This window comes from Endozoicomonas sp. (genome assembly GCF_965196975.1).
Classification (GTDB): domain Bacteria; phylum Pseudomonadota; class Gammaproteobacteria; order Pseudomonadales; family Endozoicomonadaceae; genus Endozoicomonas.
Window position 1 is genome coordinate 5,749,776 of record NZ_OZ239981.1, and the last position, 13,896, is coordinate 5,763,671.

The window sequence follows — 13,896 nt, forward strand, 5'->3', positions numbered from 1 at the left end:
AATGAAGAAAGGAAAATAATGTGAGTACTGCTCCAAAAGCAATGACAAAATCCTTCCAGTTCGGTGAGCATACCGTCACTCTGGAAACCGGCCGCGTTGCTCGTCAGGCATCCGGTGCCGTTCTGGCCACTATGGGTGAACTGCAGGTTCTGGCTACCGTTGTTGGCGCCAAAAGCGCCCGTGAAGGTCAGGACTTCTTTCCGCTATCCGTTCACTATCAGGAAAAAGTGTACGCTGCCGGTAAAATTCCGGGTGGTTACCTGAAGCGTGAAGGCAAGGCCAGTGAGAAAGAAACCCTGACTTCCCGTCTGATTGATCGTCCGATTCGTCCATTGTTCCCGAAAGGCTTCATGAACGAAGTTCAGGTCATCATCACTGTGATGTCCGTGGATAAGAAAAACGATCCAGATATCCTGGGTATGATCGCTACGTCTGCTGCACTGGCTATTTCCGGCATTCCATTTGCTGGTCCGGTAGGTGCTGCGCGTGTTGGTTTCACCGAAGACGAGGGTTACATCCTGAACCCAACCTTCGAGCAGTTGAAGGCTTCCGAACTGGACATGGTGGTTGCTGGTACCAAAGATGCGGTACTGATGGTTGAGTCCGAGGCTCAGGAATTGACCGAAGACGAAATGCTGGGTGCGGTTCTGTTCGCTCAGCAGGAATACCAAGGCGCCATCAAGGCTATCGAAGAGTTTGCTGCTGAAGTTGCTGCTCCTGCTTGGGAGTGGGCGCCAGCGGCTGAAAAGACAGCGGTTAAAGAAGCGGTTGCCTTTGGTTTTGAGCAGAAAATTCGTGACGCTTATGGTATCACCATCAAGCAGGAGCGCAGCAACAAGCTGTCTGAACTGCGTGCTGAGGCTGTAGAGCTTCTGGCTGGTGACGAAGCAGAAGGTAAGTTCAGCGCGGACGACGTTCAGACATACTTCAGCAAGCTGGAGAAGTCTGTTGTTCGTGGCAATATCATCAATGGTCAGCCACGTATCGATGGTCGTGATACGAAGACTGTTCGCCCAATCAATGTTGAAGTTGGTATTCTGAAAAAGACCCACGGTTCTGCCCTGTTCACCCGTGGTGAAACTCAGGCTATCGTGACCACCACACTCGGCACCGCCCGTGACGCACAGTTTATTGATGCGCTGGAAGGTGAAAGTCGTGATCCGTTCATGCTGCACTACAACTTCCCTCCATACTCTGTGGGTGAAGCGGGCCGTATGGGGCCTCCAGGGCGCCGTGAAATCGGCCATGGTCGTCTGGCTCGTCGTGGTATTCAGGCGGTTCTGCCGACTGACGAAGAATTCCCATACACCATTCGCGTGGTTTCTGAGATCACTGAGTCCAACGGTTCCAGCTCCATGGCGTCTGTCTGTGGTTCTTCCCTGGCGCTGATGGATGCAGGTGTTCCTCTGAAGGCGCCAGTTGCTGGTATCGCCATGGGTCTGGTTAAGGAAGGTGAGCAGTTTGCTGTACTGACTGATATTTTGGGAGACGAAGACCACCTGGGTGATATGGACTTTAAAGTGGCCGGTACTGCTCATGGTGTTACTGCGCTGCAGATGGATATCAAGATTGCCGGTATCACTGAAGAAATCATGGATATCGCTCTTGAGCAGGCTCTGCAGGCACGTCTGCACATCCTGGCCGAGATGAATAAAGTCATCGCCCGTTCGCGCAGTGAACTGTCACCAAATGCACCAATGACCATGACTCTGAAGATTGATCAGGACAAGATTCGTGACGTTATTGGTAAGGGTGGTGCAACTATTCGTTCTATCTGTGAAGATACCGGTGCATCGGTTGATATCGCTGATGATGGTACCGTTAAAATTTACGGTGAGACCCGTGAAGCCTGTCAGGCTGCTTATGACCGTGTATACGGTGTCACTGCTGAAGCTGAAATCGGTAAGATCTACAATGGTACAGTAACTCGCATTGTTGAGTTTGGTGCTTTTGTTAACATTCTGCCGGGCCAGGACGGTCTGGTGCATATTTCCCAGATTGCTGATCACCGGGTTGAGAATGTTGCTGACTACGTCAAGATGGGACAGAAGCTTGAAGTGGTTGTTATGGATCTGGATAACCGTGGTCGTATCAAGCTGAGCATGAAAGAAGTTGCTCGTATTAAAGAGCAGCAGGCAGCAGCGGCAGCTGAATAAGGCTTTTTGATGAATAAGGCGCAGGGTTTTGACTTTGTGCCTTTGTTGTCAAAACCGTTTTATTTGAGTCATAAAAAAAGCACCGAAAGGTGCTTTTTTTATGACTGATGATTATTCATCCAGGAAGCTGCGGAGGTGATCCGAGCGTGTTGGATGACGCAGTTTTCTCAGAGCCTTAGCTTCGATCTGGCGAATACGCTCACGGGTAACATCAAACTGCTTACCCACTTCTTCCAGAGTATGGTCGGTATTCATGTCGATACCAAAGCGCATTCTCAGTACTTTTGCCTCACGGGCGGTCAGGCCGGCAAGTACCATGCGTGTAGATTCTCTGAGGCCCTCGCCAGTTGCGCGGTCGATTGGTGATTGCATGGTTGCATCTTCAATAAAGTCACCCAGATGAGAATCTTCATCATCACCGATAGGAGTCTCCATGGAGATAGGCTCTTTGGAGATCTTCAGTACCTTGCGGATTTTGTCCTCGGGCATTTCCATGCGGATCGCCAGCTCTTCAGGCGTAGGTTCTCGTCCCATCTCCTGCAGCATCTGTCTCGAGATTCGGTTCAGTTTGTTGATGGTTTCAATCATGTGAACCGGGATACGGATGGTGCGCGCCTGATCTGCGATGGAGCGGGTAATCGCCTGTCGAATCCACCAGGTGGCGTAGGTCGAAAATTTGTATCCGCGCCGATATTCGAACTTGTCCACAGCCTTCATCAGGCCAATGTTTCCTTCCTGAATCAGGTCGAGGAATTGCAGGCCGCGGTTGGTGTATTTCTTGGCAATAGAAATAACCAGACGAAGGTTGGCTTCAACCATTTCTTTCTTGGCGCGGCGTGCGCGAGCTTCACCAAGTGACATTTTACGGTTGATGTCTTTTATCTGGACCAGGGAAAGATTGAACTCTTTCTCGATATTGGCCAGTTTTTTCTGGGCTCGGATAATCTCTTCGCGATAGTTCTGCAGCGCTTCAACGTAACCGCCACTTCCTGCTGCCAGTTCATCGATCCAATCAAGGCTGGTTTCGTTACCTGGAAATGCCTTGAGGAAGATCTTGCGGGGCATTTTTGATTTGCGAACACACAGCTGCATTACGGCGCGTTCATTATCACGGATACGCTCTACTGCGTTGCGGATTCTGAAAACCAGCATGTCGAAGATGCGTGGAACCAGCTTCAGAGGCATGAATGCTTCGGCCAGTTCCTCAAGTGCTGCCTGACTGTTGTCGCGACCATTGTTGGCAATAGCGGTGGTCGCTTTTTCCAGGGCGTCTCTCAGAAGCGTAAAGCGTTCCTTGGCTTCTTCCGGATCAAGTCCACTATCAGCCTCTTCATCATCACCATCTTCATCATCGTCGTTGTCGTCATCAAGTGACTCGTCGATATCTACCTCTTCAACATCGGTAGTGGTGATCTCGGTATCGTCATCAGGGTCTATGTAGCCACTGATGACGTCGGTCAGACGGCCTTCTTCTTCGGTGAGACGATCGTACTCATTTAGGACAATCTGTGCAGAACCCGGAAATTGGGCTAGCGCAGACATAACTTCACGCCAGCCTTCTTCAATGCGCTTGGCAATCTGGATTTCGCCTTCACGAGTTAGCAGTTCTACTGTACCCATTTCTCGCATATACATGCGTACAGGGTCAGTGGTTCTTCCTGCTTCCTGTTCAACAGCAGCAAGCGCTGCGGCGGCTTCTTCTGCGGCGGCTTCATCGGTGTCGGCTTCAGCCATGAGCAGCGTATCGGCGTCAGGAGCGGTTTCGTAGACGCTGATACCCATGTCATTGATCATGCGGATAATATCTTCCACCTGATCAGGATCGGAAATATCTTCCGGAAGATGGTCATTAACCTCCGCGTAAGTCAGGTACCCCTGTTCCTTACCACGGGCGATAAGCTCTTTTAATCTGGATTGTTGTTGCGAATTTGCTGACATATCAACCCTTTAACAGCGGATATTGACGAACCGGACAAAAAAACGTAAGCAGGCAATTATAGCTCATAAACTGGGTATAGTACCACAGGGCAGCGGCCCGACTTGGTTGGACGAGGTACCGGAATGCATTCCATGACGCGGGTTACCTTTCCTTGGTGTTTTCAGACCGGGTTTGAATTAGAAATGTGGCCAATAATGCAGTTCCACGGGACACAGTGACATTCAAGTATACCTAATATTTGTTGTTGTGCAGTCATTTTTTGTAACTATTCAGCACCCAGCAAAGGCGTATTGTTGTAATTTCGAACCGCTTTAAGAAGCGCCTGAAATATGTTCAACCCCTGCTTTTTAGCAGATGATAAATAGCTTCGGATTCGGGTAAACATGGTACCTCCGTCTTCGCTTCTGAAGCAGCCTGAGATCTTCTGCTTAAGTTTGGCCATCCTGGCATCACGTTCACTGCCATTGTTATCGAAGGGAATTGAAAAGTCCGACATGAAGCGCAACGTTTCAACCTTAAACTCAATAAGCCTTTTGAACAGGTTGTAGGCCTTGGTATTCCTGACCTTCTTACGTCCAAGCACCTGTCGTTGTTTTTCCATATAAGCGGTTTCCTTCGTGAGAGCCCTTTGAAGGATTTGGTCGTATATCGTCTCAATGCGAAGCTGTATTGCACCAGGCATTTGAGTCAGACCGGCTGCTTTGTATTTCTTGCAGAAGTGCCAGGAGAGCGTAAGCAATTTCATCAGCCGCAGAGCCAGCTTATTCGCATCCCTATCGACAACTCCCTGAAGCTCTCTCAGATGATGGGCATTACAAAGCACATGCACTGCCGCATAGGCAAAGTAGGACTTCCAATGATCGTGAACCAGAATGCCTGCAAAAGTCAGCAGGATGCCCATTGCATCCATTGCTTCACAACCTCGCCTTTCTGAGAGGTAGTAAAGCGTCCATTGGTCATCTCGCATAATGTGTAACCACCACAGTGAACCGTCAACCCGCATGCCAGTTTCATCCGCTCCTGCAACCGGACTTTCTTGTAAAGCATCGCGGATACTCTGCTCAGTAGAGGCCAGGTTCTCATGGGTATAGGCAACAAAATTGGCAACAGAGCCTGCGCTGACACTCATGCAATAAATAGTATTGAAATACTCAGACACCCGGTGATATGGGATGAAGTGATACTGGTTTAAATGAACAGCCATTGCCTGAGTCACTTCTCCGTATTGAGCAGCGGCTTTCACTCCTTGGGGAAACTCAGCGGTGTTCCGTTTACCACAAGGACATACTTTAACGTCTGCCCAGTACGCGGTAACTTCAAATTCTCCGGGTCTACCTGGATCAAAAACCTGTCGCTCAATGTATTTGGTGGGTTTAATATCGATAAGCGAAGACTGGCAACAGCAACATTTTTCAACCTTCAGATGCCTGACATAATCGGGTAAGGCGACACGTCTCAAACAAGAGCCTTGATGACCTTTCTGGCCACCTGGTTTATTGCCTGAAGATGGTCTAAGGCTTTTGGGGTTCGGTGTTTCCTGTGAGGAGCAGGGGGCTTCTTTGGAAGATGTATCACCTTTATCACTCCCTTTTTTACTGGGCTTTTGATAACCATCTGACGATGGTGGCTTACTACTGTTTTGACTGTTTTTATTAACCCTTTCTTCCAGTTCGCTGCAACGTTCCCGTAAAAGCGCATTCTCGGTCCGAAGCTCTTCATTCTCTTTAAGGAGAGCTTCGGTAAACGGAGTAGCTGGGAAGTCTGGTTCCATACTGGAGATTTGTTAGAAAAATTGAGTATAAGATGATGGTCGAAAAATCAGAAAATTCCAGATTTATATGAAGGGTGCTGAATAGTTACCATTTTTTTAATGCTTTACGGTTTTACTCTTTAGGTAACTGGGAGTCACTTTCCTTATAGTTGAGGCTTTGTCTCTTACTTTCAAGCTGTTTCCACAATTTTTTTCGTGTTTCTTCGTCAAGCTGGCTGGGCTTCTTGTTTTGCAGGCTGGAAATCAGGAAGCTGCTGTATTCGTTGTGGCTTTGAGCTTCGAAGTGCTTCTTGCGGATTTTTGCAATGGTTTGCAGAAACTCGTCCCTGTGAGCTGAGTTTCCATGATCCAGGGCTGCCAGCGCCTGCAGGCGAGTTCCTTTCTCTGTGCCATACCATTGGGCGATAAGCGTACTGGCTTTTAGCGATGGACTTTTTTTGAGTATGGTTAACAGGTCGATCAGTAATTGACTATCGCTGTCGTTTGCTAGTTTCAGACCATCAAATGGCTCTGAGACTTCCTGAGCAAATTCTGGATTACATAGTAGCTGTCGTATGGCATAGCCGGATGTAACCAGTCTTGCGGAGTTGGCTGGACGGACTGGCGAAGGTTTGTGTGAAGTCTCTGAGGTGGTATGACCTGGATATTCCTCAGGTATGTAGTGCCTTTCTTCATAGTCTGCATTATAGAGAGGTATTGGCTCAGAATGACTGTGATGAAAATGCTCTTCCTGACCTGATGATGGGTTTTGTGCTTCTGGGGCTGGTCGGCTTGCAGGTAATTCTCTGGTGCGAGCGCTCTCCTGAAAATGGGCTTCCAGGTAATGTGCATCCAGTCCTGTTCGGTCTGAGAGCTTTTTCAGAAGCAGCTGGCGGAACAGGCCTTCGGGCAGTTTATCAATGTAAGGTTGCGCCAGCTTGGCCAGGCGGGCGCGACCATCCATGGTGGTCAAGTCCAGTTCAGACTCCAGTTCCCGGAACAGTAGGTTATCAAGACTGATGGCCTGGCTTTTGATTCGCTCAATAAAGTTTTCTGAGCCTTCCTTGCGAACCATGCTGTCCGGATCCTCTCCCTGTGGTAGAAACAGGAAGCGCGCCTGACGTCCATCCTGCATATTGGAGAGGGTGGATTCCAGTGCTCGCCATGCGGCCCGCCGGCCGGCATCATCACCATCGAAGCAGAAAATGACTTCGGGTACGACTTTGAACAGCCGCTGCATGTGGTCAGAGGTGGTGGCTGTACCCAATGTGGCAACCGCGTTGGTGATACCTTGTTGAGCAAGGGCAACAACGTCCATATAGCCTTCAACCACCAGAATGCGGCTCAGCTTGCGGTTGGCCTGCCGGGCTTCAAATAGTCCGTAAAGCTCTTTGCCTTTGTGGAAAATAGGGGATTCGGGAGAGTTAAGATACTTGGGTTTTTCGTCACCAAGCACGCGCCCGCCAAAAGCGATATAACGTCCCCTGCTATCCCGGATAGGGAAAATGATGCGTTCCCGGAACCGATCATACACCGTATTGCGGTCTTCATTTTTGACCAGCATTCCGGTGGTGATCAGCTGCTGCTCTTTTTCTGGTGATGTGGCCAGTTCTTTTTTCAGGTTGTCCCAGCCCGGCGGGGCAAAGCCGATGGCAAAGTGCTGGCAGGTCTGCTGATCAAGCCCTCGGTTTTTCAGGTAATGGGATGCCCTGGGTGATTGTTCATGTTGTTTCAGCTGGCGGCTGTAAAAGTCTACCGCGCGATCCATCAGATTATAGAGTTCACTGTGGTCCGGGCCGCGTTGCTTGAGAGGGTTTTCTTCCCTGGGGACTTCCAGGCCCAGCTGCCCTGCCAGAGTGTCAATAGCCTCTGGAAAGTCCAGGTGGTCATGATCCATGACAAAGCCAAGTGCGTTACCACTGGCTCCGCACCCAAAGCAATAGTAGAACTGCTTGTCAGGGCTCACCGTAAAAGATGGGGTCTTTTCTTTGTGGAAAGGGCAGCAGGCAGAGTAGTTGCGACCGGTCTTTTTCAGCTTAACCCTGTTATCGATAACGTCCACGATATCAATGCGGGTCAATAGGTCATCAATAAAATACTGGGGAATCCGTCCGGCCATGATGGAGTGCTGCACCTGAAGCAGGAAAGAAAATAACTATTGGATAGATACTATCACCCGTCAGGGTGGGTGTCAGCTTAACCGGGATTTAACGATTTTGCTGATGGATGACATGTCAGCCCGGCCCTGAGCCTGTGGTTTGACAATGCCCATCACCTTGCCCATGTCGGCCATGCTGGATGCGCCTGTGCTTTTAATGGCGAGGTCGACCAGTTCGGTGATTTCAGTTTCCGATAGCGGGGTAGGGAGAAAGTCGGCGAGAACGTCAAGTTCCAGCTTTTCCTGATCGGCAAGATCCGTGCGCCCGGCAGACTCGAACTGTTCAATGGCATCGCGACGCTGCTTTACCATTTTGTCCAGCACTGCCAGGGCACGTTGATCGTCTAATGATTTTTCATCGACTTCGATTCGCTTCAGTTCGGCCAGGGCCAAACGGATAGTACCCAGTCGTGGTTTGTCGCGATTGCGCATGGCTTCCTTCATGGCTTCTGTCAGTTGGTCTCTGACAATGCAATCACTCATGACACGTTCCTTTTAGGGGTGGTGGGTCCAAAGCTCTATGGTAGTCAACGCGTAAATCATACGATTGATGCAACAGACGGTGACGTCAATTGATCAATACAGACGCTCACGACGACGCTGCTCGCGCTGCAGTTTTTTAAGATGACGCTTAACAGCAGCAGCGGCCTTACGCTTGCGAACGGTAGTTGGCTTCTCGTAGTGCTCACGACGACGAACTTCAGCCAGGATACCAGCTTTTTCACAAGAGCGCTTGAAACGGCGCAGGGCTACGTCAAACGGTTCATTCTCTTTAACTTTAACAGCAGGCATGCAGAGATCACCTTCCTTTTTATAACAAATGTTGACCATGAATCCGCCCCGGTCAGTGTGACTGAAGGCTAAAAAACTCACGGCTGGATTACAGCCAATGCTGCGCGAATGCGATAATCCGCCCCTGTGATTACTAATTTCATGCTTTGAAAAGACGGGTCTTTACTCAAAGCGGGACGTTAATACTCACACTAACAAGACAGATTAGTCGCAGTTTTTCAAGGGCGCGAATTTTAAAGCTTATTCAACAAAAATGCAAAAAACGCCCGCTTAACGTATGATCCTTTTCCTTTAAGAAATATCCTGATTTGGGATTTTTATCTGCCATTTTTTGCACACGTTTTTGATAAACGTGGTTTCACAGGTTTGTTAAATGATTGTTCTCGGGATAGAAACTTCCTGCGATGAGACCGGCATAGCCCTTTATGACAGTGAGAAAGGCCTGTTGAGCGATGCCCTGTTCAGCCAGATTGATATGCACATTGATTACGGTGGTGTCGTTCCTGAACTGGCTTCCAGAGACCATATCCAGAGAGTATTGCCCCTGATTAATGAAGTGCTTGAACAGGCGGGCATCAGCAAGGAGCAGATTGAAGCGGTTGCCTACACCCGCGGCCCTGGGCTGGTAGGGGCCTTGATGGTTGGCGCCTGTATTGGCAAGGCGCTGGCCTGGGCCTGGGGCATTCCATCGGTGGGCGTACATCATATGGAAGGTCATCTGCTGGCTCCCATGCTGGAAGATACACCCGTAACGTTTCCGTTTGTTGCGCTGCTGGTATCCGGCGGTCACACCCAGCTGGTGCAGGTGGATGGCATTGGCCGTTACACGCTGCTGGGTGAGTCTGTAGACGATGCAGCCGGAGAAGCGTTTGACAAAGTGGCTGCGATGCTGGGTCTGGACTATCCCGGCGGCCCTGCCATTGCCCGACTTGCCGGGCAGGGACAAGAGGGGCGTTTCCGCTTTCCCCGGCCCATGACGGATCGTCCAGGCCTGGATTTCAGCTTCAGTGGCCTGAAAACTTATACACTCAATACCGTTGCGAAATGCCGTGAAGAGGCCGTTGGCAAAGAGCCTACTGATCATGATCGTGCAGACATTGCCCGTGCGTTTGAAGAGGCGGTAGTAGCAACGCTGACCATCAAATGCCGTCGGGCCTTGCAGCAAACCGGTATGAAGCAGCTGATTATTGCCGGTGGAGTCAGTGCCAATCAATCACTGCGGGCAGCTTTGGAGTCCATGGTGGAAAAAGAAGGTGCGGTGCTACGCTATGCCCGTCCCCAGTTCTGTACGGATAATGGTGCCATGATTGCCTATGCTGGCTGTCAGCGGCTGCTGGCTGGCCAGAGCGATGGGCCTGAAGTGGTTCCTGTGCCGCGCTGGCCTATGGAAGAGCTTGAACCGGTCATTTAGAGTCTGGTTTGAGCATGAGTTGTTTGACGTTGCTGTGCTGAGTTTGTCATCGAAAATTTTTAAAGAGGGGAGCTGCAAAGGAATGAAAACACAAAGCTTAAGACGGTTGTGACTTGCCAGCAGGCAACACTCAGAAAGCAAAAAGCTTTGTGTCTCTGTGGTTCTGGAGCTATTTCCTTTCGCGGCAGTCTCTTTTGGTTATGCTTTCTCCGCCAGCGCCTTCATGATTAAAAGAGTATGAGTCTGACTCTCATGGATAAAGTACGAATAGAAGCCATAGAAACGCAAGCGGTCATCGGTGTTTATGAGTTTGAGCACGAAGCTCCACAGCCATTGGTGCTGGATCTGGAACTGACGACTGATTTTACCCGTGCGTTTACCAGTGACGACTTACAGGATGCCCTGGATTACGATGCCATTACCCAGCATGTCAGGGCATTTTGTGAGGCCTCTCGGTATCAGCTGATTGAAGCATTGGCTGGCGGTATCATCACTCAGGTGATGGAGCACTATCCGGTAGATAAAGTGGCTGTGACCATTCGTAAGCCAAAGGCATTAACCCATGCCCTGGCCACTGTATGGTGTGAGCGCACCCGTGCACAAATGATGGGGCAGGAATAATTTGCAGTGACGGTTTATGTTCTGGGTATTGGTTCTAATGAAAATGCAGAGCACCAATGTCGCAAAATGGTTTTATCCATACGGCAAAAATTTGGTCATGTTTTTGTGAGTGATCTGATAACTACAAAAGCCGTTGGCATTGACGCTCCGGATTACATGAACGGCGTTGTCTGCTTTGAGTCAGATATTCATTGTGAAGAGTTGCTCCTTTGGTGTAAGGCACTTGAAAAAGAATTAGGACGAGATAGAAGTCAGCAGCTCTGTGCAGCGGATATTGATTTCCTGCTTGCTTATGAACGAGATAGTTATCAGCCATTAGAAATGTTGATTCAGCAAATTGATGAGCCATGGTTTAAGCCATTAGCTATGCAGGTGATCAAGTTGCTGTGAGCTAAATCGGATGGGTTTCTTTCTATCAGTGACGTTCATATCACCAGCGCAGTACCCGTAGGAGACAGGGGCGTAGTTAGAGTCTCCAGCGGGTGTCATTTCCCGGATTTGATCTGGTCCTGTAGGTATGCGATGCGAGCTTTTCTCAGGGCTTCGCCGATTGCTTTACCTTTGATACTTTCTGAAATGACGTCTCTGGCCTTGATGGATTGGCATTGTTGAAACCACTCCATGACTTGTTTCTTTCTATTGTAGACTTCCTGAATTCCATAACCCAGTGTCTCCATAAATGAATAAAACCGGTCGGGCCTTCTTATTGCGTCGGTCCGTTCGAATAATGTCATGAGTAAGGTTGCGTCAGGCTTCCTGCAGACTGTGGCTGCGAAGTCAGAATGGCTTGCTATCATGAGCGCCAGCTCAGAGTACTCTATTGGCAGGCGAAGCTGTGTTGATAGAGCGTTGATGTACTGCAAGCTCTCATTCTGGTCACCTGTTGTTTGTGGGAGTGCAGGAATGAACAGGCAGCCAAATCGAATCTGCTCTCTACCGTTATCTTTTGCTGTCAGACTAAGAAGGTTCAATGTACGGTTATTGATGAACGGTTTAAGCTCAGGCATGACAACCTGAAGTGCTCCGCAGCTTTCAAGAGTTTGAAAATAGACTTCGGGGTTGGGTTCAATCAATGCGTTAATGGTTTCCTGCCAGACTCTTTCAGGAACAAGATAAGATGCTTCACCGTTACTTACCATGGTTCTCATCAGATCAAGGGTGCTATCAGCAATAGTGAAACCCAAGATGTTCAGTCTGGCCGCAAAACGTGCAACCCTGAGTATCCTCAATGGGTCTTCCTGAAAGGCTGGGGAGACATGACGAAGTTGACGTTGGGCCAGATCCTTCTGGCCTCCGTATGGATCAATGATATTGCCAGACTCGTCTTCAGCCATGGCGTTAATGGTTAGATCACGACGAAGCAGGTCTTCCTCAAGGGTTACTGTGCTGGACGTGTGAAACGTAAACCCGGCGTAGCCATGGCCGCTCTTTCGCTCTGTTCTCGCCAAGGCATACTCTTCTCTGGTTTCAGGGTGCAAAAATACCGGGAAGTCCCGCCCTATGGGTTGAAAACCCTGCTGTTTCATTAGTTCAGGTGTGGATCCCACGACAACCCAGTCGTGGTCTTTAACGGGTAAACCGAGTAGTTTGTCTCTTACAGCACCGCCAACACGATAAATTTGCATAGGGAGAGAGCAGCTTCCAGGGAAGTAAATATTCGTTTGTTATAGCAAAAGATGAGATTGGTTACCTAATCTGAGAATCTTATTTTATATAAATTTTTATCTGGAGATAAAATTTTCAAAAACGGCGGATTGTTGGAAAATTATGAAATACTTTTCTCTTTTTCAAGCCATAGAATATCCCGCAGTATCTATCGTGAAGCATCAATGTGGTTGCACTACTTGGCTGTGATGTTGTCCCATACTGTTTCCGATAGGCTCGACAGAATGACATTTATTTGGAGTCTCTCGTAAAGTGATGAGTAGCCATGGTTGGGTAAATGAGGCGATAGGTAAAATTGAAGCGGATTTTCAACGCAGTGCAGATACACATTTAATCCGGCTGGACTTACCCGGGCTGGAGGGTGTGGATCTGTACCTTAAAGACGAAAGTACGCACCCTACAGGCAGTCTTAAACATCGTCTGGCTCGATCGCTGTTTCTTTATGCAATCTGCAATGGGTGGGTTGACCAGAATACCCCCATCATTGAGTCTTCTTCCGGCAGTACCGCTGTTTCTGAGGCCTATTTTGCCAGATTGTTAGGGTTGCCATTCATCGCGGTTATGCCGCGCTCAACATCAGTACGCAAAATACGTCAAATCGAGTTTTATGGTGGCCGTTGTCACCTGGTTGATTGCTCGAGTGAAATTTACGCAGAATCCCAGCGGTTGGCAAAGGAGTTAAATGGTCACTATATGGACCAGTTTACGTATGCCGAGCGTGCAACGGACTGGCGGGGCAATAATAATATTGCCGACTCTATTTTCCGGCAGATGAAGGCTGAGACGCACCCGGTACCGAGTTGGATTGTCATGAGCCCCGGAACGGGAGGTACTTCCGCAACGATAGGGCGTTACATTCGATATCAGAAACTGGACACTCAATTGTGTGTGGTGGACCCAGAACACTCTGTATTTATGGATTACTTTCTCAGCGGTGACAGCAGTCTGACGATTGATCAGGGGTCTCGTATTGAAGGTATTGGACGCCCACGGGTTGAACCGTCTTTTATTCCTGGTGTGATTGATGAAATGCGTCGTATACCGGATGCTGCAGCCATTGCCACCATTCATTGGCTGGAGGAGATTCTTGGTCGAAAAGCCGGGCCGAGTACAGGAACGAATCTTTTTGGTGCCTTACAGCTTGCGTCAGAGATGAAAATGCGGGGTGAGGAGGGGTCGGTTGTTACCCTTTTGTGTGACAGTGGTGAGCGCTATCTGGATACCTGTTATAACGATGACTGGGTGGCTGCTCTGATGGGGGATACGTGCTTGTGGCGCAAAGAGATAGAGCGGTTAGTTGGCTAAGATAATACCTTTTGCAGGGGGCATGTTTGGCCTTGCGCGACTCAATAAGTTTGAACGATTTTGCTTACAGAAAATAAAGTCTCGCGCGGGATATGGGCC

General features: G+C 49.2%; 11 protein-coding genes. 5 read left to right on the forward strand and 6 right to left on the reverse strand.

From position 1 onward, the window contains the following. The first annotated feature begins 41 nt into the window (after positions 1-41). Entirely contained in the window at positions 42-2,156 is a 2,115-nt protein-coding gene (gene pnp, locus ACOCLE_RS25375; protein ID WP_419537263.1) for a polyribonucleotide nucleotidyltransferase, read from the forward strand. Positions 2,157-2,267: 111 nt separating this feature from the next. Here the strand turns inward: pnp and rpoD are convergent, their stop codons facing one another. The 5 genes from rpoD to rpsU all read right to left on the reverse strand — a co-directional run bounded on the left by rpoD (position 2,268) and on the right by rpsU (position 8,795). Next, positions 2,268-4,094: an RNA polymerase sigma factor RpoD gene (gene rpoD, locus ACOCLE_RS25380; protein WP_419534784.1), complete on the reverse strand. Its 1,827-nt coding sequence runs from the start codon at positions 4,092-4,094 to the stop codon at positions 2,268-2,270. Positions 4,095-4,360: 266 nt separating this feature from the next. Next, positions 4,361-5,866: an IS66 family transposase gene (gene tnpC, locus ACOCLE_RS25385; protein ID WP_419532963.1), complete on the reverse strand. Its 1,506-nt coding sequence runs from the start codon at positions 5,864-5,866 to the stop codon at positions 4,361-4,363. Positions 5,867-5,978: 112 nt separating this feature from the next. Next, complete coding sequence (dnaG, locus tag ACOCLE_RS25390; RefSeq protein WP_419534785.1) at positions 5,979-7,964, reverse strand: DNA primase; 1,986 nt, start codon at positions 7,962-7,964, stop codon at positions 5,979-5,981. A 72-nt stretch (positions 7,965-8,036) separates the two neighbouring features. Next, on the reverse strand, positions 8,037-8,486 hold the full coding sequence (locus ACOCLE_RS25395) for a GatB/YqeY domain-containing protein (RefSeq protein ID WP_419534786.1): 450 nt from the start codon (positions 8,484-8,486) through the stop codon (positions 8,037-8,039). A 93-nt stretch (positions 8,487-8,579) separates the two neighbouring features. Then, on the reverse strand, positions 8,580-8,795 hold the full coding sequence (rpsU, locus tag ACOCLE_RS25400) for a 30S ribosomal protein S21 (RefSeq protein WP_020582360.1): 216 nt from the start codon (positions 8,793-8,795) through the stop codon (positions 8,580-8,582). Positions 8,796-9,168: 373 nt separating this feature from the next. Here rpsU and tsaD point away from each other — a divergent pair, with 373 nt between their 5' ends. From tsaD to ACOCLE_RS25415, 3 genes are all read left to right on the forward strand, one after another. After that, positions 9,169-10,206 (forward strand): tRNA (adenosine(37)-N6)-threonylcarbamoyltransferase complex transferase subunit TsaD, encoded by a 1,038-nt coding sequence (tsaD, locus tag ACOCLE_RS25405; protein ID WP_419534787.1) that lies wholly within the window; start codon positions 9,169-9,171, stop codon positions 10,204-10,206. A gap of 237 nt (positions 10,207-10,443) precedes the next feature. Continuing rightward, positions 10,444-10,827: a dihydroneopterin aldolase gene (gene folB / locus ACOCLE_RS25410; protein WP_419534788.1), complete on the forward strand. Its 384-nt coding sequence runs from the start codon at positions 10,444-10,446 to the stop codon at positions 10,825-10,827. A gap of 6 nt (positions 10,828-10,833) precedes the next feature. Further along, positions 10,834-11,217, forward strand: a complete 384-nt coding sequence (locus ACOCLE_RS25415) for a 2-amino-4-hydroxy-6-hydroxymethyldihydropteridine diphosphokinase (RefSeq protein WP_419534789.1) — start codon at positions 10,834-10,836, stop codon at positions 11,215-11,217. A gap of 95 nt (positions 11,218-11,312) precedes the next feature. Here ACOCLE_RS25415 and ACOCLE_RS25420 read toward each other — a convergent pair whose 3' ends face one another. Beyond that, a complete protein-coding gene (locus tag ACOCLE_RS25420; RefSeq protein ID WP_419534790.1) occupies positions 11,313-12,452 on the reverse strand; it encodes a polynucleotide adenylyltransferase in 1,140 nt (379 codons plus the stop codon). A 295-nt stretch (positions 12,453-12,747) separates the two neighbouring features. Here ACOCLE_RS25420 and ACOCLE_RS25425 point away from each other — a divergent pair, with 295 nt between their 5' ends. After that, positions 12,748-13,797 (forward strand): PLP-dependent cysteine synthase family protein, encoded by a 1,050-nt coding sequence (locus tag ACOCLE_RS25425; protein ID WP_419537264.1) that lies wholly within the window; start codon positions 12,748-12,750, stop codon positions 13,795-13,797. The last annotated feature ends 99 nt before the right edge of the window (positions 13,798-13,896 follow it).